This window comes from Pseudolabrys sp. Root1462, from assembly GCF_001426945.1.
Classification (GTDB): Bacteria; Pseudomonadota; Alphaproteobacteria; order Rhizobiales; family Xanthobacteraceae; genus Pseudolabrys.
Genome location: NZ_LMFS01000003.1, coordinates 593,707 through 613,104, shown reverse-complemented (window position 1 = coordinate 613,104; position 19,398 = coordinate 593,707). Strand labels below are relative to the sequence as shown.

20 protein-coding genes are annotated in these 19,398 nt (G+C 64.6%); 7 read left to right on the top strand and 13 right to left on the bottom strand.

Annotated features, from left to right (window positions below; translation table 11 throughout):
* Positions 1 to 99: 99 nt before the first annotated feature.
* From ASD45_RS19665 to ASD45_RS19650, 4 genes are all read right to left on the bottom strand, one after another.
* Positions 100 to 1,308 (bottom strand): ABC transporter substrate-binding protein, encoded by a 1,209-nt coding sequence (locus ASD45_RS19665; RefSeq protein ID WP_056913353.1) that lies wholly within the window; start codon positions 1,306 to 1,308, stop codon positions 100 to 102.
* Positions 1,309 to 1,470: 162 nt separating this feature from the next.
* Complete coding sequence (locus ASD45_RS19660; protein ID WP_056913352.1) at positions 1,471 to 2,289, bottom strand: SDR family NAD(P)-dependent oxidoreductase; 819 nt, start codon at positions 2,287 to 2,289, stop codon at positions 1,471 to 1,473.
* 42 nt (positions 2,290 to 2,331) lie between these two features.
* The gene (locus tag ASD45_RS19655) at positions 2,332 to 3,189 is read right to left on the bottom strand and encodes an alpha/beta hydrolase (protein WP_056913351.1); all 858 of its coding nucleotides are present in this window, start codon (positions 3,187 to 3,189) and stop codon (positions 2,332 to 2,334) included.
* Between the two features lie 141 nt (positions 3,190 to 3,330).
* Positions 3,331 to 4,080 carry a sulfite exporter TauE/SafE family protein gene (locus ASD45_RS19650; protein ID WP_348271245.1) on the bottom strand — a complete coding sequence of 250 codons (750 nt, stop codon included), beginning with the start codon at positions 4,078 to 4,080 and terminating at the stop codon, positions 3,331 to 3,333.
* 337 nt (positions 4,081 to 4,417) lie between these two features.
* On the opposite strand from ASD45_RS19650, the gene ASD45_RS19645 reads away from it, so the two are divergent.
* The 6 genes from ASD45_RS19645 (at position 4,418) to ASD45_RS19620 (ending at position 9,816) form a co-directional block, all read left to right on the top strand.
* Entirely contained in the window at positions 4,418 to 5,221 is an 804-nt protein-coding gene (locus tag ASD45_RS19645) for an FCD domain-containing protein (protein ID WP_056913350.1), read from the top strand.
* 72 nt (positions 5,222 to 5,293) lie between these two features.
* On the top strand, positions 5,294 to 6,166 hold the full coding sequence (locus tag ASD45_RS19640; RefSeq protein ID WP_056913349.1) for an ABC transporter substrate-binding protein: 873 nt from the start codon (positions 5,294 to 5,296) through the stop codon (positions 6,164 to 6,166).
* A 310-nt stretch (positions 6,167 to 6,476) separates the two neighbouring features.
* Positions 6,477 to 7,340 (top strand): branched-chain amino acid ABC transporter permease, encoded by an 864-nt coding sequence (locus ASD45_RS19635; protein WP_056913348.1) that lies wholly within the window; start codon positions 6,477 to 6,479, stop codon positions 7,338 to 7,340.
* Positions 7,341 to 7,346: 6 nt separating this feature from the next.
* Positions 7,347 to 8,342, top strand: coding sequence for a branched-chain amino acid ABC transporter permease (locus ASD45_RS19630; RefSeq protein WP_056913347.1), 996 nt, complete (start codon positions 7,347 to 7,349; stop codon positions 8,340 to 8,342).
* Positions 8,339 to 9,094 carry an ABC transporter ATP-binding protein gene (locus ASD45_RS19625; RefSeq protein ID WP_056913346.1) on the top strand — a complete coding sequence of 252 codons (756 nt, stop codon included), beginning with the start codon at positions 8,339 to 8,341 and terminating at the stop codon, positions 9,092 to 9,094. Before ASD45_RS19630 ends, ASD45_RS19625 begins: the two co-directional genes overlap by 4 nt.
* Positions 9,095 to 9,099: 5 nt before the next feature.
* Entirely contained in the window at positions 9,100 to 9,816 is a 717-nt protein-coding gene (locus tag ASD45_RS19620) for an ABC transporter ATP-binding protein (protein ID WP_056913622.1), read from the top strand.
* 25 nt (positions 9,817 to 9,841) lie between these two features.
* On the opposite strand, the gene ASD45_RS19615 is transcribed toward ASD45_RS19620, so the two are convergent.
* Entirely contained in the window at positions 9,842 to 10,327 is a 486-nt protein-coding gene (locus ASD45_RS19615) for a YaiI/YqxD family protein (protein ID WP_056913621.1), read from the bottom strand.
* A gap of 49 nt (positions 10,328 to 10,376) precedes the next feature.
* Between ASD45_RS19615 and ASD45_RS19610 the strand changes: the two genes are divergently transcribed.
* A complete protein-coding gene (locus ASD45_RS19610) occupies positions 10,377 to 10,877 on the top strand; it encodes a cupin domain-containing protein (protein ID WP_056913345.1) in 501 nt (166 codons plus the stop codon).
* On the opposite strand, the gene ccoS is transcribed toward ASD45_RS19610, so the two are convergent.
* The 8 genes from ccoS to ccoN form a co-directional block, all read right to left on the bottom strand.
* Positions 10,878 to 11,027 (bottom strand): cbb3-type cytochrome oxidase assembly protein CcoS, encoded by a 150-nt coding sequence (gene ccoS / locus ASD45_RS23185; protein ID WP_082541049.1) that lies wholly within the window; start codon positions 11,025 to 11,027, stop codon positions 10,878 to 10,880.
* Positions 11,024 to 13,252: a heavy metal translocating P-type ATPase gene (locus ASD45_RS19605; protein ID WP_244485578.1), complete on the bottom strand. Its 2,229-nt coding sequence runs from the start codon at positions 13,250 to 13,252 to the stop codon at positions 11,024 to 11,026. Before ASD45_RS19605 ends, ccoS begins: the two co-directional genes overlap by 4 nt.
* 131 nt (positions 13,253 to 13,383) lie before the next feature.
* Positions 13,384 to 13,884, bottom strand: coding sequence for a FixH family protein (locus ASD45_RS19600; RefSeq protein ID WP_056913344.1), 501 nt, complete (start codon positions 13,882 to 13,884; stop codon positions 13,384 to 13,386).
* A 2-nt stretch (positions 13,885 to 13,886) separates the two neighbouring features.
* Positions 13,887 to 15,398, bottom strand: coding sequence for a cytochrome c oxidase accessory protein CcoG (gene ccoG, locus ASD45_RS19595; protein WP_082541047.1), 1,512 nt, complete (start codon positions 15,396 to 15,398; stop codon positions 13,887 to 13,889).
* Between the two features lie 218 nt (positions 15,399 to 15,616).
* Positions 15,617 to 16,489, bottom strand: coding sequence for a cytochrome-c oxidase, cbb3-type subunit III (ccoP, locus tag ASD45_RS19590; RefSeq protein WP_056913343.1), 873 nt, complete (start codon positions 16,487 to 16,489; stop codon positions 15,617 to 15,619).
* 3 nt (positions 16,490 to 16,492) lie between these two features.
* Complete coding sequence (locus ASD45_RS19585) at positions 16,493 to 16,648, bottom strand: cbb3-type cytochrome c oxidase subunit 3 (protein WP_056913342.1); 156 nt, start codon at positions 16,646 to 16,648, stop codon at positions 16,493 to 16,495.
* 6 nt (positions 16,649 to 16,654) lie between these two features.
* On the bottom strand, positions 16,655 to 17,389 hold the full coding sequence (gene ccoO, locus ASD45_RS19580; RefSeq protein WP_056913341.1) for a cytochrome-c oxidase, cbb3-type subunit II: 735 nt from the start codon (positions 17,387 to 17,389) through the stop codon (positions 16,655 to 16,657).
* Positions 17,390 to 17,401: 12 nt separating this feature from the next.
* Entirely contained in the window at positions 17,402 to 19,021 is a 1,620-nt protein-coding gene (ccoN, locus tag ASD45_RS19575; RefSeq protein WP_244485548.1) for a cytochrome-c oxidase, cbb3-type subunit I, read from the bottom strand.
* Positions 19,022 to 19,398: the final 377 nt, after the last annotated feature.

The window sequence follows — 19,398 nt, the reverse complement described above, 5'->3', positions numbered from 1 at the left end:
GGTTCATTGTTTCAGGAGCCCCTCACCCGGCTCGCTTCGCTCGCCACCCTCTCCCCGTACGAACGGGGAGAGGACAAGGCGAGGCTTCGCATCAGAAAGCTAGTTCGCGCCGGCGGGACGCAGCTTGGCGACCTCGGCGTCGCTCGGCAGCACCGACGCGCCGTCGACATACTTGAAGTCGTCCATCGTGCCCTTGCCCTTCTCGAGCGCGAGCTTGCCGACGAAAGCGCCCATGGTCGCCTGGTGATCGCTGGCGCGATACTGGAACGCGCCGAACGGGCTCTGCACGTAAAGCCCCTTGAAGGCCTCGACCAGCGAGTTGGCGTCGAGCGCCTTGGTCTTGGCGAGACCCGCCGCGAGCGACTTGACCGTGGTGTAGCCGACGATCGAACCGAGCCGCGGATAGTCGCTGTACTTCTTCTGGTACGCCGTGAGGAAGGCAACGTGCTCCGGCGTCTTGATCTTGTCCCAGGGATAGCCGGTGACGGTCCAGCCGACCGGCGTTTCGGCGCCGAGCGGATCGAGATATTCGGGCTCGCCCGACAACAGGCTCACCACCGTGCGGTTCTTGAACACGCCGCGGGTGTTGCCTTCGCGCACGAACTTGGCGAGGTCGGGCCCGAACAGCACGTTGAAGATCGCGTCCGGCTTGGCGTCGTCGATCGCCTGCGCCACGGCACCGGCATCGAGCTTGCCGAGCGGCGTCGCCTGATCGGTGACGAACTCGACATCCGGCTGCGCCTTCTTGATCATTTCCTTGAAGGTCGCCACCGCCGACTGGCCGTACTCGTAGTTCGGATAGACAAGCGCCCAGCGCTTGGCATGCGCGGCGATCGCCGCCGGCATCAGCATGGCCGTCTGCATGTAGGTCGTGGCGCGCAGGCGGTACGTGTATTTGTTGCCTTCCGCCCAGGTGATCTTGTCGGTCAGCGGTTCGGAAGCGAGGAAGAACACTTTCTTCTGCCCGGCGAAGTTCGCGACCGCCAGACCGATATTCGACAGGAACGTGCCGGACAAGGCCACGACGCCTTCGCGGGTCACCAACTCCTCGGCGACGCGCACGGCTTCGCCGGGGTTGCCGCCATCGTCGCGGCTGACGAGCTCGAGCTTCTTGCCGTTGACGCCGCCCTTGCCGTTGATCTCCTCGATCGCCAGCTCCATGCCCTTCTTGTAGGGATCGAGGAAGGCCGGCTGCGATTTGTAACTGTTCAGTTCACCGATCTTGATGGTGTCCTGAGCGGCCGCCGGCGCCGCGAGGCCGGCCGCGAGGACAAAAGCGAGCGAGTAAAGGTAAGCCTGGGCTCTCATCGTATGACTCCATGCGTTGCGGCGCGCACAATACACGGCCGCGAGGTCAACTGTGACTTCTTTTCAGTCCGACGATTTTGCGTGCGTGCAAACAGTCCGACTGCCTTTCCACTCTGTCAAGCAAACGTCCCGGCATGAACTCGCGAGAAATTCGGCGTCCCCTCAGCTCCGCGGCCGATCTCGGAATTTGTCCATCAGTGCCTTGTCCTGGCCGCCGTCGATTTCGATCATGGTGCCGTTGACCATGTGCATGGTCGGCGACGCCAGCATGACGACGAGGTTGGCGACTTCTTCAACCTCTGCGATACGGCCGAGCGGGATCGAGGCGGGCGCCAGCTTGTCGGCGTCCTCGCGCGGAATTTTCATGTCGCGCGCCATGGCATCGACGAGACCGGCCCAGCGCTCGGTGCGCACCGGACCCGGATTGACCGCAACGAAGGAGATGCCTTCCTTGCCGTATTGGCCGGCCAGCGACAGCGTCAGGTTCTGACCGGCGGCGTTCGCCGCGCCGGGGCAGATTTCCCAGTACGACGGCTTCACGCCGTCATTGCCGATGAGGTTGACGACGCGGCCACCGCCCTGCGCGCGCATGATCGGCAGCACGTAGCGCAGGCAGCGCACATAGCCCATGAACTTGAGCTGCAGGCCCTTTTCCCAATCGTCCTCGGTGAGATGTTCGATGACGCCACCGGCGGCAGAACCGGCATTGTTGACCATGATGTCGATGCGGCCGAGGGCCTTGTGGCCCTGCTCGACGAAGGCCTTAGCCTCGGCGTCGGAGCGCAGGTCGGCCGTGATCGGCACGATCTTGCGGCCGGTCGCCTTGGCGATCTCGTCGGCGGCAGCCTTGAGCGGCTCCATGCGGCGGGCGCAGATCGCAACATCGACGCCTTCCTTGGCGAGCGTCAGCGCAATGCCCTTGCCGATGCCTTCCGATCCGCCGGTCACCAGCGCCGTCTTGCCGTTCAGTTTGAGGTCCATCGTGCTTCTCCCTTGCGATCCAGCTCTACGATTTGTTTCGATTTAAAGGCCGCGATGCGCCATCCAGCGCCCCGCTTCGGCATTGGCGATGAGATCCGCGAGCGCCGCATTGAACGCCGCCGGCTCTTCGCTGGTAATGGTGTGTCCCGAGCGCGGGATGACGACGAGCCCTGCCGTCGGCACCGTGCGCTTGAGGAAGACGCTGGCCTCGAGGCACCAGTCGTCTTCATCGCCGACGAGCACGAGCAGCGGCGGTTTGAATTTCTTGAGATCATCCTGGATGTGCCAGAGCGTCGGCCGTTTGGCCTGCAATTCGCGCATGGTCAGCGCATGGCCGACCGGCGAGTGCTCCGCGAGCATCTTGGCGAATTCGGCGAAGCCGCGCGGATCCTTGTGCTTGTGGGTCTGGCGCGTTGCGCCATCGGCATAGCGCGCGGCGGCGGTCGCGAAATCGACGGTCTCGAACATCTTGGCGGTCTCGCGCGAGGCTTCGCGCGTCTGCTCGACGATCTTCTCATCCGGGCTCGAGCCGTAGCCGCAGCCGGCCGCGGTCACGCTGAGGCAGCGCTCCGGATATTTGACGCCGACCAGCAGCGCCGTCAGCGCGCCCATCGAATGGCCGACGACATGGGCCTTGTCGATCTTGAGCGCATCCATCACGGCGACGACGTCGTCGCGCGCGATATCCTGGCCGTATTTCGACGGATCGGTCGGCACGTCGGAAGGCGGATACCCGCGCTGCGAATAAGTGACGCAGCGGTGCGAACGCGAGAAGAACCGCATCTGCGGCTCCCAGGTCCGGTAATCGCCGGCATATTCGTGGACGAAGACGACAGGGGTGCCCTGCCCCGCCTCCTCCACGTAAAGCCGGACGCCATCGCGCGTCATGATCTGCGGCATGGAGCCCTCACCGTGCTTGCGGAAAATTATATGCACGCAAACGAATTTCCGGCAAGCCGGATTCGGCGGACCGCGACGGCGGAATGTTGAGCAGCGGCCGCCTTTTTGCAGTGCAGGATAAATACAAGCGCGCCGCGGCGCCTACAGGACCGCCCGCAAGGCCAGATGCGCGCCGAGCAGCAACAGGCCGATGAAGAAACACAGCCTGAACGTTTCCGGCCGGATGCGGCCGAGTACCGTTTGCCCGAGCCGCATCCCGATGAGCGCGGCGACCAACGCGATCAGCGACGGCCACAGCACGCCGAACTGAAACTCGCCGGCGTGCTGTAGCGCCGCGGCCAGCGCCACCGTCGAGAAGGTGAAGGCGATGCCGAGCGCCTGCACCAGCTTGCGGCGCTCCATATGCAGACCGTTCACGTAAGGCACCATCGGAATGACGAACACGCCGGTCGCCACGGTGACGACGCCGGTGGCGATGCCGCAGACAAAGCCGATCGAGCCTTCATGGCGCGGCGGCACCTTGAATTCGATCCGAATGAGTCCGAGCAGCGCGTAGGCAATGAGCGCCAGGCCGAGCCACAGCGTCGCGGCCGTGCCGCCGCTGTGCACCAGCGTCAGCGCACCGGCGGTGGTGCCGATGACGATGCCGGCGAACAGCGGCCACAGCCGTCCGATCAGTTCGCGAAAATGACCGCCGACCGCGGCCTGCCAGATGTTGGTGACGAGCGACGGCACGATGAGGATGGCGGCGGCGCGGGCCGGCGTCATCATCAGGCCGAGCAGCCCGATCGCCACCGTCGGCAGGCCCATGCCGATCACGCCCTTCACCAGGCCGACGAGAACAAAGATGGCGGCGATGGCGATAAGAACGGAAGCCGACGTCAGATCCAAGGTGCTGCCTTTCGATGAGGCACGACCATGATCGAGACCTGCCGCTTCGGCAATGCGCGGTTCGGCAAGGCTGGGTATGTGGATGGCGAAGGGCGCGCGACTGTACAGACACCCCTCGTCATGGGGCGGGATGAATAGGAATATAGAGCTAGGTCCGGGACGGAGTCAATAGTCCTAGGAATATTTTATGATGACGTCCGGCGGACCGTCAGGAGGAGATGAAGGAACTCTATAAGATAGTATCTTTACTATCCTTGGCGGTGGCGACATACTCCAGAAGCGTTCTTCGAGATGCCGGCCCAGGAAGGCCGGCGCCGGGACGCAATGGAGGACGCCGATGCCGCGCACCAGCGCCAAGACGGCCACAGGCATTCCGGTCGCGATGAGCGGTCAGCTCACCGCGCGCATCATGTTCGCCGGCCGCTCCTCTTCCCTCTCGGCGCAGATCGTCGGTCAGGTCCGCGACGAACTGTTCGCCAAGCAACTCAAGCCCGGCGACTTCCTCGGTACCGAAAAGGACCTGGCCGCCCGCTTCGGCACCAGCCGCATCGTTGCCCGCGACGCGCTGCGCACGCTGGAGGCGCTCGGCATCGTCGAGATCCGCATGGGCAAAGGCGGCGGCGCGCGCATCGCCCACGGCAATCCGCGCCTGTTCGCCGAAGCGCTCGCCGTGCAGCTCGACCTCACCGGCGTGTCGGTCGCCGAGATCATGGACGCGCAGCGCGCCATCGAAACGCTGGCCGCCGAGCTGGCCGCCGAGCACGCTACCGCCGAGGACATCGCGCGGCTGCGGCTGCTGTTGAAGCAGGCCGGGAATGTCATCGGCGACATGGATGCGTTCACGAGGGCCTCGCGCGACTTCCACCTCGCCGTCGCCGAAGCCTCGCACAACCGCGTGCTCGTGGTGCAACTGATCTCGCTCGAGCACGTATCGTGGCCGCGCCGCAACGTCACGGCCACGCCGAAGCTGACGCAGCACATCCTCGAGATTCATTCGAAGCTCGTCGATCTCATCGAACTGCGCGACGCCAGCGCGGCACGCGCGCTCATGGACGACCACGTCAAGATGATCCGCGCCCGGCGCGTCGCCGAGCGCGGGCATGAGCACGAAGCCCCCGAAGAAGGGCGGTGCTGTTGCTGACGTTGCTGTCATTCCGGGTTCGGAATGACGATACGAAAAGTCGAAACGACAATTAACAAAGGGAGAAAACGCATGGCCAAGTTCATCATCGAACCGCATTTCCGCCTGCAGGAATGGGTGGCGGACGAAAAGGGCTACTTCATCGACGAAGGGCTCGACTACGAATTCCGCGAACTGCTGCGCGCCAGCGACGGCAAGATCCACGACAAGGGCGACAAGGTCGGCGCGTTCCAGTCGTTCGAAGAAGGCCGCAAGGCCAGCGTCTCCTGCGCCTGCCACTGGACGGTCAATGTCGCCGCCAGCAACGGCCACGGCCGCATGCTCACCGATGTCTATTCCGTGGCCACCGCCGGCATCTTCGTTGCGCCGGATTCGCCGATCAAGACGCCGGAAGATCTCGCCGGCGTGCCTATCTCGGTCGGCTATCAATCCGGCAGCCATTACGCCACCGTGCAATCGCTCGAGCAATATCTCAAGCCCGATCAGATCAACCTGCGCTACGAAACCGGCATGCTGTTCAAGCGCATGGAGCATCTGTTCGAGGGCTCCGCACCGGCGGTGCACCTGTTCAACGGGCCGTATTACTTCGCCGAGCAGCTCGGTTTCCGCAAGGTCATCGACGCCACCTTCATGATCTCCACCATGATCCACGGCGAACCCGATCCGGAAGACCTGCGCAAGTTCTTCCGCGCGCTGCGCAAGGCGCAACGCGACATCGACCTGCGTCCCGAACTCTACACACACTATTACAAGAATGAGTTCCCCGACCGCTTCCACGCCAAGATGGATACGCGGCGCTGGGGACCCGGCGAGCGGCTGGTGTTCGAGCCCTACACCAAGGAAGTGTACGAGGAATCCTTCGAGTGGATCGCCGCCCACGGCATTTTCCCCGAAGGCGGGATGGGCAATGGGCAATACGAAAAGGCGACCTTGTCGCTCGCCTAGAAGCTGGCCTCAGACTCCGCGGCCAAGCGCCGCAATCGCATGCCCGCAGACGCCTCGGCCGCAACCCGGCCGGGGCGTTGTCGCGTGTGGCGACGCCCATCAGTGCATCGGCGCGCTCAGGCCGGGGCGAATCGAGATGGGCTTGGCCGGCGCGGTCCGTGACAAATCCGGACAGGTTGGCTTCGCACTGCGGTATGACACTAGCCGGTGCCAAGCCGATAAAGTTTTGCTATGGCGTTGGGTGCACGCGGTTTGGGGTTGGGGTGGCCGCGTCCCTCACAGCAAAGCATGAAGGCGCAGTTCGACAACCATGCTCCCTCCTGTGTTCGGTGTCCTGTTCGACGGCATTGCCTACGGCATGCTGCTGTTCCTGCTGTCGGTCGGCATGTCGGTGACGCTCGGTTTGATGAATTTCGTCAACCTGGCGCATTGCGCCTTCGCCATGTTCGGCGCCTACGTCACCGTCGTGCTGATGAAGGACTTCCACTGGAATTTCTTCGCCACGCTGCCGATGGCTTTCGCCGCCTCGGCGCTGGTCAGCGTCGTCATCGAGCGCATTCTGTACCGGCGGCTGTACCGCGCCACCGATCTCGACCAGGTGCTGTTGACCATCGGTCTTGCCTTCATGTCGGTCGCGATCGCCGCCTGGTTCTTCGGCACCACGCAACAGCCGATCGCCGTGCCGAGCTACATGCGCGGCTCGATCGGCTTCCTCGGCCTCAATCTCGGCATTTACCGGCTGTTCCTGGTCGCGGTCGGCATCGCCGTGACGGTGCTGCTGGTCCTGACGCTGGAGCACACGCGCTTCGGCGCCCAGGTGCGCGCGGCGGTCGATAACCAGCGCATGGCGCGCGGCATCGGCATCGACGTCGACCGCACCTTCGCCATCACCTTCGCGCTCGGCTCCGGCCTCGCCGGCCTCGGCGGCGCGCTGGCGATCGAGATCGTCGGCCTCGATCCGCAATTCGCGCTGGTCTATCTCGTCTATGTCCTGATCATCGTCTCGGTTGGCGGCCTCGGCTCGATCGCCGGTTCGTTCGCCGCCGCCTGCCTGATCGGCGTCAGCGATATCGCCGGCAAATACTACGTGCCGCAGCTCGGCTCGTTCCTCATCTATCTCGTCATGGTGGCGGTGCTGATGTGGCGGCCGGCCGGGCTGTTCGGGAGGCGATGAGAGCGCATGACCACGCTTGACGCATCCCGGGCCCTGACGCCGCAAGCCTATATGCAGGGGCTGAGCCGCTGGCAGCCGATCGAAATCATTTTCTGGCTGGCGACGCTGCTGCCGTTCTGGCTGTTTCCGACCTATCTGTCGCTGGCGAGCCAGATCGCCATCACCGCGCTTTTCGCGCTCTCGCTCGACCTGATCCTCGGCTATGCCGGCATCGTATCGCTCGGCCACGCCGCCTTCTTCGGCTTCGGCGCCTACAGCGCCGGCATCTTCAGCAAATTCGCCTGGAGCGAGCCGATCAGCGGCCTGATTGCCGCCGCGCTGCTGACCGGCCTCCTCGGCTACGCTTCGAGCTTCATTATCTCGCGCTTCCGCCATCTGACGCTGATCATGATCACGCTCGGCCTCGGCCTGCTGCTCAAGGAAGCCGCCAACAGCGCGCACTGGCTCACCGGCGGTTCGGACGGCCTGCAGGGCGTCTCGATTGCGCCGGTGTTCGGCCTGTTCAAGTTCGATCTCTACGGCCGCACCGCTTACGGCTATTCGCTCGGCGTCCTGTTCATCGTCTTCCTGTTCGCACGCCGTCTCATCAACTCGCCGTTCGGCCTGGCGCTGCGCGGCATCCGCGAAAATTTCGTGCGCATGCCGGCGATCGGCGCCGACAGCCGCGCGCATATTCGCAAGGTCTATACGATTTCCGCCATCGTCGCCGGCATCGCCGGCGCCCTGCTGGCGCAGACCACGCAGACCGTGGCGCTCGAAGTGCTGAGCTTCGAACGCTCCGCCGACGTCGTGGTGATGCTGGTGTTGGGCGGCGCCGGGCGGCTCTATGGCGGACTGATCGGCGCCGCCGTGTACATGATCGCGCGCGATCAGTTCTCCGGCATCGCGCCGCAATACTGGTACTTCTGGATCGGCGCGCTGCTGGTCATGGTGGTGACGCTGCTGCCCAACGGCATTCTCGGCGGGCTGTCGAAACTCCTCAAGCGCTGGAGCCGCCGATGAGCGCGGTGGCCTTGAGTGCCCGTGGTCTGCAAAAGAGCTTCGGCTCGCTCGCCGTGGCGCGCGATATCAATATCGATCTGCCGGTCGGCGCCCGCTACGCGCTGATCGGACCGAACGGCGCCGGCAAGACGACGCTGATCAATTTGATGACCGGGCTGCTGACGCCGAATGCCGGGCAGATCACGCTCGGCGGCGAGGACGTCACGGCGCTGCGGCCGCAGGCGCGCGTCAAGCGCGGCCTCGCCCGCACCTTCCAGATCAACACTCTGTTCGCCGGACTGAACCCGCTCGAGGCGGTCACGCTGGCGGTGTGCGAACGGCGCGGCATCGCCGATCGTTTCTGGCAGAACATCGCCGGCAACAAGGACGCCATCGAGGAAGCCTACGGCATCCTCGCCAGGCTCAAGCTCGGCGATGCCTGCTACCAGACGACGCGCGAACTGCCTTACGGCCGCCAGCGCCTTCTCGAGATCGCGCTGGCGCTCGCCACCAAGCCGAAGGTGCTGCTGCTCGACGAACCGGCCGCCGGCGTGCCGGTGGAAGAGTCGGGCGAAATCTTCGAGGTCGTCGCCAGCCTGTCGGACGAGCTGACCTTGCTGTTTATCGAGCACGACATGCACGTCGTGTTCCGCTTCGCCACGCACATCATCGTGCTGGTCGGCGGCGCCATCTTCACGCAGGGTTCGCCCGCCGAGATCGCCGCCGATCCGGGCGTGCGCGAGGTTTATCTGGGGACGCGCAAACATGGGTGAAGACCTTGGCTGAGCCGCTCCTCCGACTCGAGAAGGTGACGGCGGGCTATGGCGACGCCGTGGTGCTCAACGGCGTGTCGCTCGACATCGTCGAGCACGGCTCGCTCGCCGTGCTCGGTCGCAACGGCGTCGGCAAATCGACGCTGATGCTGACCATCATGGGCTTCACCCAGATGCGCGCCGGCAGCGTGTTCTGGCGCGGCCGCGACATTTCGCGGCAGCCGCCGCACTGGCGCGCCAGGAACGGCATCGGCTGGGTGGCGCAGGAGCGCGAGATCTTCCCGTCGCTGTCGGTGGAGGAGAACCTCACGGTGGCGGCGACCGCGGGCGAATGGACGCTCGAGGCAATCTACACGATGTTCCCGCGCCTGGCCGAGCGCAAACGCAACATGGGCAACCAGCTCTCCGGCGGCGAGCAGCAGATGCTGGCGATCGCCCGCGCGCTGAGAACCAACCCGTCGCTGCTGCTGCTCGACGAGCCGTTCGAAGGCCTGGCGCCGGTCATCGTCGAGGAACTGATTGGCGCGGTGAGCAAGATGCTGGCCGGGCGCAAGCTGGCCATCGTCCTGGTCGAGCAGCACACCGATGTGGCGCTGGAGCTGACCGCCGATGCTCTGGTGCTGGAGCGCGGCGCGGTGATGCACCGGGCGGCGTCAACCGCGTTGCAGCAGGACACCGAGACGCTGGAGCGCTATGTCGGCCTGCGCGTGGCGGCGGACTGACTTTTCCTCTCCGCTCCCGGCGAGTCTACGCCGGCCCGGCCATTTTTCGTTTCACCCGCACCACCGCCAGATCCAGCGCCGAGAGAAACCGCGAGATATCCTGCCGCGACAAAGGCGGCGGGCCGCGCGTCACCGCGCCGGCGCTGCGCAGATCCGCCATCAGGTTGCGGGCGGCGAGCGCCATGCCCATCGAATCGTCGTCGAACAGCTTGCCGGTCGGCGACAGCACGGTGGCGCCGTTCTTGACGCAGCGGCTGGCCAGCGGAATGTCGGCGGTGATGACGATATCGTAGGGCCCTGCCCGGTCGGCAATCCAGCCGTCGGCGACGTCCGGGCCCTCCGGCACGATGACCCGCTCGATCAGGTCGGTGCGCGGCACGTTCATGAACGAATTGGCGACGACGAAGACCTTCAGCCCATAGCGCTCGGCCACCCGGTAGACCTCGTTCTTGACCGGGCAGGCGTCGGCATCGACGAAAATGCGGATGGCGGGGGTCGCCGGCTCTTCCATGAAATCAGCAGCCATGATCCAATCGGTGGGGGACGCAGGGGAGGCATCAATGGCCAAAAAGAGCAACAAAACAAGGAAGAAGCCGGCAAAACCGGTGCATCCCCGCAAACCGGCCAAACCGAACGCCCGCCGCGCCGTTTCCGCCAAGACCCGGGCCAAGAAGCAGCCGAAGCAGAAGTTCCACGTCAGCCATCACGACGAGGCCGCCTTCGACCAGGGCTTGCGCACCTACGCCAAGTATCGCGACCTCGGCCTGGCGCCGGCGACCGGCGGCATGGTGCAAGGCCACGTCATCCGCTTCATTCCGCCCTTCGTGCCGGAGGACGTCGCCAAGCCGCATTATCACGACGTCGATCTGCAACTGATCTACGTGCTGAAGGGCTGGTACAGGACCGAGTTCGACGGCGAAGGCGTGCACACCTTCGAGGCCGGCTCATGCTGGATCCAGCCGCCGAAGATCAAGCACACCGTGCTCGGCTATTCCGACGACTGTGAACTGCTGGAGATCGTGCTGCCGGCCGAGTTCAAGACGGTGATGCTGGAGAAGTAGCTACTTCTCCACGTCGTCGTCCGACAGCACGCGATAGGCGGCGCCTTCCATGTCGCTGTACTGGCCGCTCTTCAGCGCCCACAGGAAGCCGAACAGCCCGAGCAGGCCGAGACCGAGCGCCAGTGGCAGCAGATAGATGATCACGTTCATCGCGCGCCTCCGGCCTCGAGCAGGCGAGTATCGTCCGCCGATCCGCGCGCCAGCGATGAGTCAGAACTTGCCTCCCCGCTTGCGCGGGAACGAACGGAGGTCGTGACGGCATCCGGATCTGCCGCCTTCGCATTGGCGCGCAGCGCGTTCAGCGTCACCAGCATCGACGAGCCGGACATCGCCGCCGCCGCGATCAACGGCGTCACCAGACCCGCGATCGCCACCGGCACGGCGATGAGATTGTACAAGGCCGCGAGCCACAGATTCTCGATCATCAGGCGGCGTGCCTTGCGCGCGATGGTGACCGCGTCGCCGACCGGCGCGAGCCGCTCGCCGCGGAACACGGCATCGGCCTGCGCCTGCGTGACGTCGGCGGCGGAGATCGGCGACAGCGACACATGCGCTGCGGCGAGCGACGGCGCGTCGTTGAGCCCGTCGCCGACCATCAGCACACGGCGGCCTTGCGCCTTCAACGCTTCGATGAACGCGATCTTCTCCGCCGGATTGACGCCGCCCTGCCACTGCGGAATGCCGAGCGCCTCGGCGACCGGCGCCACCGCCTCGTTGCGGTCGCCCGACAGAATGTGCAGGTCGAAGCCGAGATCGCGCAATGCCTGCACCGTCTCGATCGCATCCGGCCGCAGGCTCTGCGCGATGGCGAATGTCGCAATGCGGTCGCCGTGGCGGAAATAGATGTGAGAGGCGCCAATCTCTCCGCTCACCCCCGGGGCAACATTGCAAAAACCCGCACTGCCCAGCCGCATCTCGGCGCCATCGACGACGGCGCGCACGCCCTGCCCCGGCTCTTCTACAGCGGCATCGAATGGCGCCGCGCTCGCGGTTTCCTTGGCCAGCGCCATGGCCAGGGGATGGCGGCTCGATTGCGCCAGCCGCGCCGCGGCCTGCAGCACGGCCGGATCGGTAGCGCCGGCATTGACGACGCGCGGCTCGGGCAGCGTCAGCGTGCCGGTCTTGTCGAACACAATGGTATCGGCCTCGGCGAGACGCTCAATGGCGTCGCCTGAATTGAGAATGATGCCGCGCCTGAACATCGCGCCGGACGCGACCACCTGCACCGCGGGAATGGCCAGTGCCAGCGCGCAAGGACAGGTGATGATGAGCACAGCGATGGCGGTGATGATGGCGTCATGCGCTGACGCGCCGGCGAACAGCCAGCCGGCCAAGGTCAGCGCCGCCGTCGTGTGCACGATCGGGGCATAGATGCGCGCCGCTCGATCGGCCAGCCGGCGGGTGTGCGATTTGGCGCTCGCTGCCTTGTCGAGCAGCTTTTCGATCTCGTCAATCAGCGCCGAGCCGCCGGCCGCGGTGACGCGCAAAGTCAGCGTGCCGGAGAAATTCAGGCTGCCGGCATAGACCTTCGCCCCGGACCTGATGGAGCGGCGCGCGGTCTCGCCGGTGATCAGGCTCTCGTCGACCTCGGACGCGCCGCCAATCACCTCGCCATCGGCCGGAACGCGCTCACCCGGCTTGACCAGGACGCGGTCGCCGACCTTGAGCGAAGCCGCCAGCACCCGAACCAGCTCGTCGCCGTCGAAGCGATGCGCGATTTCAGCGCGCAGCGCGGCGAGATTGCTGGCGGTGGCGCGTGTCTTACGCCGCATCGCGTGATCGAGCGCACGGCCGACCAGCAGGAAGAACAGCAGCATCAGCGCCGAATCGAAATAGGCTTCGCGGGCGTGGTTGGCGGTTTCAATCACCGACATGCCGAGCGCCAGGATGACGCCGAGCGAGATCGGCACGTTCATGTTGAGCTGGCCGGCGCGGAGCGCCATCCAGGCGCTGGAGAAGAATGGCCGCCCAGCATAGGCCGCCGCCGGCAGCGCGATCAGCGCCGAGGCCCAGTGGAAGAAGTCGCGGGTCTCCGGCGTGATGTCGGTGACATTGCCCGACCATACCGAGACCGACAGCAGCATGACGTTCATCGCCGCAAAGCCAGCGACGGCAAGGCAGCGCGTCAGCTTGCGGGCTTCTTCGGCCTCTTCCTGCTCGGCGCGCAGCGGCACGAAGGGATGACCGCGATAGCCATTGGCCTGCAAGGTCTCGAAGATGCGGCCGGGTTCCTCGAGCGCATCGGACCAGGCGACATGCAGGCGGCGGTTGGTGTAGTTGACGCGCGCCTCGGTGACGCCCGGCAGGCTCTTCACCGCGTGCTCGATGCGGCCGATGCAAGCGCCGCAGGTGATGCCCTCGACGGCCACGTCCATACCGTGGGAGCCGTCGGCTTCCGGCTTCACATAAGGCGAGACATCGAGGGTGTCGGCAGCGGTCATCTCAATCTCGTGTGCTGCGTGGCTCTCCGTTCGATCCCGCGAACGGATGAATTTGCCCGGCTCATTTATTGCAACGTCACCCGGCTGCGCGACAGGAAGACGCGGCGCCCGTCACGCGTCAGGTCGATGATCAGTTCCCAGCGCCCGGCGCCGGCATCGGCAACGCCATGAAACTGCCCGCTGCCGATACCGCTCAAGGGCACGTCGTGGTCGCGGCGCGCATCGGCCGGATGCTCGAGCCGCGCCGTCGCGGCGAGACCGGACACCGGCGCGCCATTGGCATCGCGCACCGAAATATCGAGAACGGTTTCGCCGGCCTTGTCGCGGATGAGATTGCCGTCGACGCGCCAGTGCAGCTCGGCCTGCTTCTGGGCCGCTACTTCCGCCTGCTTGAACATCAGGCCGGCTTTGTATGAGCTCGCCGTTTCGACGCCGCCGAAGGTCGAGGTCGCGGCCTTCACCATCACCGCATTGACAGCGAACACAAAGCCGAAGAAGCCGACCAGCCACATCAGCACGGCAAAGCCCGTCAGTTCGCGCGGCTTTTTCGCGGACGATTGAGCCATGACTATCTCCTCTCGGAACCGAAGAAGTGATCGCGCACCTGCGCGACCGCGCCGCTGTCGGCGTCGATCAGGCTGAACAACACCGTGGTCGAGGCCGCCGGCGGCACGTCGCTGTAGTCGGTGACCAGGACGCGGACTTCCTTGGTCTGGTCTGGACCGACCGACACCAGTTGGCGGCCGTCGGCGCGCGGCGGCAAGCCGACGAAATCCACCAGCGACGACGGCAGGCCGTCCACCGCGACGATGAAGTCACGCGACTTGAGCTGCTTGTTGACGATGCGGATGGTGTAACCGTTGCGCAAGGAGCCGTCGGACAAGCGCACGAACATCGGATTGCGATCGTGGATGACGCTGATGCCTTCCGAGTCGCGCGTCGCCAGCGTGTACAGCATGACGCCGCCGGCGATGGCGATGATCGCCGCGTACAACAATGTGCGCGGGCGGATGAGATTGTAGGACGGCTGACGGCCTTCCTGACGCGCCTTGATGTTCAGATCGGTGTCGTAGGCGATCAGGTCGCGCGGCCGGCCGAGCTTGGCCATGATGTTGTTGCAGGCGTCGATGCACAGCCCACACTGGATGCAGCCGAGCTGCGAACCCTGGCGGATGTCGATGCCGGTCGGGCAGACATGCACGCATTGCAGGCAATCGACGCAATCGCCGACATGCTGGCCTTGCGCTTTGAGTTGTTCGGCCTTCTTCGCCGACATGCGCGGCTCGCCGCGGTCATAGCGGTAGGTGACGTTGAGGGCGTATTCGTCGGTGAGCGCCGCCTGGATACGCGGCCACGGACACATATAGAGGCAGACCTGCTCGCGCAGGTGACCGGCCAGCGCATAGGTGGTGACGGTGAGAATGCCGATCCACGCGTAGGCGACGAAGGGCGCTTCGCCGGTCGCGAGCTCCTTCACCAGGGTCGGCGCATCGGCGAAATACAGCACCCAGGCGCCGCCGGTCCACCACGCAACCATCAGCCACAGGAAGTGCTTGGCGCCTTTGCGGGCATAAGTCTCGAGCGTCCATTTGGCGGCTTCGCGCTTCATATGCTCGCGACGATCGCCCTCGGTGAAGCGCTCGATCGCCATATAGAGATCGGTCCACACCGTCTGCGGGCAGAGATAGCCGCACCAGACCCGGCCGGCGAGCGCGTTCATCAGGAACAGACCGATCGCCGCCAGCACCAGCAGCCCGGTGAGGTAATAGATTTCCTGCGGCCACAGCTCGATGAAGAAGAAATAGAAGCGCCGGTTCGGGAAGTCGATCAGCACCGCCTGCGACGGCGCGTTCGGGCCGCGATCCCAACGCACGAACGGCAGGAAATAGTAGATGCCGAGCGTGATCAGCAGCACCGCCCATTTGATGCGCCGGAAGGTGCCATGAACGCTTTGCGGATAGATCTTGCGCCGCGCGGCGTAGAGCGGAATGTCGTCGATGTCATCGTCCGGCGGTGGCGGCGATGGCGGCGTCGCCGGCTTCACCTCGGATTGCCGCACCAGTTCTTCAAGTTGGGTCATTGGATGTCCGCCGGAATTACCGGGGTAGTCTAGAGACGGGGAGATCCGGGGTATTGATCTGGCTCAAGGGATGAGCCGTGATCCCGAGGGGCGAGCCGCCATAAGCGCGTCCCCGCGCGTCCTCGGCGCACTTTGGCGGCAAGCCTCGAAGGACGAACGGCCCGCCATCCTTCGGTGGCCGCCGCCATGGACGGCCACCTGAGGATGACGGGACCGCGCTACTTTTCGCCGCCGCCGAAGCTGTAGACGTAGACGGCCAGCGACTTGATGACCGGCTCGCTGAGACGGCCGTCCCAGGTCGGCATGACGCCGCCATGGCCCTTCTCGATGCCGTCGACGATGGCCTCCTTGTCGGAACCGTAGAGCCAGATGCGGTCGGTCAGGTTGGCCGAGCCGAGCTCGCGGTTGCCCTTGGCGTTGTCGCCGTGACAGACGGCGCAGTTGTCGGCGAACACCTTCTTGCCGGCGGCCAGATCGGCCCCGGCCTCGGTCGACAATCCCGACAGCGACCGCACATAGTCGGCAACGTTCGAGATTTCCGCCGGCTTCAGGACGCCGGTGAACGGCGGCATGTTGCCCTGACGGCCCTGGTCGTTGCCGGCGCGGGCGCCGAAACGGATGGTCTGCTCGATGTCGGCGATCTTGCCACCCCACAGCCAGTCGTCGTCGTTGAGGTTGGGGTAGCCCTTGGTGCCGCCGCCGCCGGCGCCGTGGCACGGCGCACAGTTGTCGGCGAAGGCGACGCGGCCCTGCGCCCGGGCAAAGTCCAGAAGTTGCGGATCGGCGAGGATTTCGGCGGTGGTCGCGGAGCCGAGCTTGGCCATCATCGGACCGCGTTGCGCGTGCAGCGCATCGAGATCCTCGACCACGGCATCGCGCGAGTGATAGCCGAACAGGCCCTGCGTCGAATTGTGGATCAGCGGCCACGCCGGATAGACGATCCAGTAGCCGATCGCCCAGACGATGGTGAGGTAGAACAGCCAGAGCCACCAGCGCGGCAGCGGCGTATTGAGTTCGCGCAGGCCGTCCCACTCATGGCCGGTGGTCGCGGTGCCGGTGATGGGATCAATTTGTTTGTGTTCTTCAGCCACGACTTAGTCCTCCTGGAGCGGAATGCGCGCGGCTTCGTCGAACTGCTTCTGGCGCGACGGCCAAAGCGCGTAGACCAGAACCACCGCGAAAATCGCGACGAAGTAGATGAGTCCCCATCGCTGGGCGAACTCGGCAACGGCTTGATAGGTCGGATCCATGTCAAATCACCGGATATTGGCTTTGTCGTCGTACATCTTGAAGTCGACTTCGGTGCCGAGCATCTGCAGATAGGCGATCAGCGCATCGGCTTCCGTGACGCGGGCGGGGTTGCCGTCGAAATCACGCGCGATCGCTTTCGGATAGCGCTTGGTCAGGTCGGCGGCGTCGGGATTGTCGGTTGACGCCTGGACCTGAACGTCCTTGGCGGCATCCTCGATCATCTCGGGCGTGTACGGCGTGCCGAGCAGCGCCTGCACCTTCATGTCGGCAGCGATGTGCTTGTAGTCGAGATCCGTCTTGGCGAGGAAGCCGTAGTCCGGCATCACCGAACCCGGCACCACCGAGCGCGGATCGCGCAGGTGATCGCGGTGCCACGCGTCGGAATACTTGCCGCCGACGCGAGCGAGATCCGGACCGGTTCGCTTCGAGCCCCACTGGAACGGATGATCGTACATGCTCTCGGCCGCCAGCGAGTAGTGGCCGTAGCGTTCGACCTCGTCGCGCAGCGGACGAATCATCTGCGAGTGGCACAGGTAGCAGCCTTCGCGGACGTAGATATTGCGGCCGGCGAGCTCGAGCGGCGTATAGGGCCGCACGCCGTCGACCTTCTCGATCGTGTTCTTCAGGTAGAACAGCGGCACGATCTCGACCAGACCGCCGACGGCGATCACCAGCAGAATGCCGATCACGAGAATGATCGAATTCTTCTCAAGAATGGCGTGTTTTTGCCAGACAGACATTGTCGTCCTCGTTTATTCGGCGGGCTGGAGCTGGAGTTCGGCTTCGCCGGCGACGGCTTCCGAATTCACCGTCTTCCAGAGATTGAAGACCATGATCAGCGCGCCGCAGAGGAACAGGAAGCCACCGAGAGCGCGGATCACATAGAAGGGATGCATAGCCTCGACGGTTTCGACGAAGGAGTATTCGAGGAAGCCGAGCGAAGTGTAGGCGCGCCACATCAAGCCCTGCAGGATGCCCGACACCCACATCGCGGTGATGTAGAGCACGATGCCGATGGTCGAGATCCAGAAGTGCCAGTTGACGAGCTTGAGCGAGTACAGCCGGCGATTCCACAGCCACGGCACCAGGCAGTAGATGGCGCCGAAGGAGATGTATGCGACCCAGCCGAGCGCGCCGGAGTGGACGTGGCCGATGGTCCAGTCGGTGTAGTGCGACAGCGAGTTGACGATCTTCACCGACATCATCGGACCTTCGAAGGTCGACATGCCGTAGAACGCCACCGACACCACCATCATGCGCAGCACCGGATCGGTGCGCAGTTTGTCCCACGCGCCGGACAGCGTCATGATGCCGTTGATCATGCCGCCCCAGGACGGCATCCACAGCATGATCGAGAAGGTCATGCCGAGCGTCTGCGCCCAATCGGGCAACGCCGTGTAGTGCAGATGATGCGGACCGGCCCAGATGTAGAGGAAGATCAGCGCCCAGAAGTGGATGATCGACAGGCGATAGCTGTAGACCGGACGATCGGCCCGCTTCGGGATGAAGTAGTACATGATGGCGAGGAAGCCGGCGGTGAGGAAGAAGCCGACCGCGTTGTGGCCGTACCACCACTGCACCATGGCATCCTGCACGCCGGACCAGACGATGTAGGACTTCGGCGAGAAGATCGACACCGGCACCGTGGCGTTATTGCCGAGGTGCAGCACCGCGATGGTGACGATGAAGGCGAGATAGAACCAGTTGGCGACATAGATGTGCGGCTCGGTGCGCCGCATGATGGTTCCGAGGAAGACCAGGAAATAGGTGACCCACACGATGGTCAGCCACAGGTCGGAGTACCATTCCGGCTCGGCATATTCCTTCGACTGCGTGATGCCCAGCAGATAGCCGGTGCCGGCGATCAGGATGAAGAAGTTGTAGCCGAGCACGACGAACCACGGCGCCAGGTCACCGGCGAGGCGGGCGCGGCAGGTGCGCTGCACGACATAGAAGGATGTGGCGATCAGCACGTTGCCGCCGAAAGCGAAGATCACCGCCGACGTATGCAGCGGGCGCAGACGGCCGAAGTTGAACCACTGCGCGAAGTTGAGGCCCGGAAAAGCCAGCTCCAGCGCGATGTAAAGCCCGACGGCGAAACCGGCGATGCCCCAGAACACCGCCGCGATGGTCGCGAACTTGACCGGCCCCATATTGTAGTTGGGACGCCCGTCGGCGTTGACCAGCGCCGGCCGTTCCGCCGGCCGCTCGAAGTAGCGATTGATGACGGCGAAGACCGCGGCGATGCTCGCGGCGGCAAAGAGATAGGCGTGGAAGGCGTATTCGGGTGTGTAGGCCTTGGCGGCTATCACGATCGACAGGATCGCCAGGCCGACGAGCGCCAGCGACAGACCGCCTTCGCCGATTGTCATGTTTTTTTGAGGAGCAAGCGCGTTCGCCATGAGGGTGCTTCCGTTGAAGAAATCGCTGCGGGCAGAAAACCGCAGGGCAATATCTTCGAGCGGACGCTGAGCAACCTTGATTCAAGTCAAGCGAATGACCGCGGCCCACAACTGCGAGGCCGCAATGTCTTGCATTTTCTTGCGGTATCTCATGCGACTGGCGCTGAATAAAAACTATTCATTCGCATGACTGTGGATGCCCGGTAACTGGCTGCTGAAATCTGTGACATAACTGCAGCATGCGTGCGCGAAACTTTCACGCTTGATCTAAGTCAACTTTACACACCCACCCTGCCTGTTGAATTTCTTGCGATGCGTAGTTCCGCATCCGCAATTCAACGGGGTAT

Coding starts and splice junctions, on each gene's coding strand:
- ASD45_RS19605 (WP_244485578.1), bottom strand. CDS start 13,252: ATGGACGTGGCCGTCGAGGGCATCACCTGCGGCGCTTGCATCGGCCGC.
- ASD45_RS19645 (WP_056913350.1), top strand. CDS start 4,418: ATGCCGCGCACCAGCGCCAAGACGGCCACAGGCATTCCGGTCGCGATG.
- ccoG (WP_082541047.1), bottom strand. CDS start 15,398: ATGACCCAACTTGAAGAACTGGTGCGGCAATCCGAGGTGAAGCCGGCG.
- ASD45_RS19635 (WP_056913348.1), top strand. CDS start 6,477: ATGCTCCCTCCTGTGTTCGGTGTCCTGTTCGACGGCATTGCCTACGGC.
- ASD45_RS19660 (WP_056913352.1), bottom strand. CDS start 2,289: ATGGACCTCAAACTGAACGGCAAGACGGCGCTGGTGACCGGCGGATCG.
- ASD45_RS19610 (WP_056913345.1), top strand. CDS start 10,377: ATGGCCAAAAAGAGCAACAAAACAAGGAAGAAGCCGGCAAAACCGGTG.
- ASD45_RS19615 (WP_056913621.1), bottom strand. CDS start 10,327: ATGGAAGAGCCGGCGACCCCCGCCATCCGCATTTTCGTCGATGCCGAC.
- ccoO (WP_056913341.1), bottom strand. CDS start 17,389: ATGTCTGTCTGGCAAAAACACGCCATTCTTGAGAAGAATTCGATCATT.
- ASD45_RS19665 (WP_056913353.1), bottom strand. CDS start 1,308: ATGAGAGCCCAGGCTTACCTTTACTCGCTCGCTTTTGTCCTCGCGGCC.
- ASD45_RS19630 (WP_056913347.1), top strand. CDS start 7,347: ATGACCACGCTTGACGCATCCCGGGCCCTGACGCCGCAAGCCTATATG.
- ASD45_RS19655 (WP_056913351.1), bottom strand. CDS start 3,189: ATGCCGCAGATCATGACGCGCGATGGCGTCCGGCTTTACGTGGAGGAG.
- ccoN (WP_244485548.1), bottom strand. CDS start 19,021: ATGACAATCGGCGAAGGCGGTCTGTCGCTGGCGCTCGTCGGCCTGGCG.
- ccoS (WP_082541049.1), bottom strand. CDS start 11,027: ATGAACGTGATCATCTATCTGCTGCCACTGGCGCTCGGTCTCGGCCTG.
- ASD45_RS19625 (WP_056913346.1), top strand. CDS start 8,339: ATGAGCGCGGTGGCCTTGAGTGCCCGTGGTCTGCAAAAGAGCTTCGGC.
- ASD45_RS19640 (WP_056913349.1), top strand. CDS start 5,294: ATGGCCAAGTTCATCATCGAACCGCATTTCCGCCTGCAGGAATGGGTG.
- ASD45_RS19600 (WP_056913344.1), bottom strand. CDS start 13,884: ATGGCTCAATCGTCCGCGAAAAAGCCGCGCGAACTGACGGGCTTTGCC.
- ASD45_RS19585 (WP_056913342.1), bottom strand. CDS start 16,648: ATGGATCCGACCTATCAAGCCGTTGCCGAGTTCGCCCAGCGATGGGGA.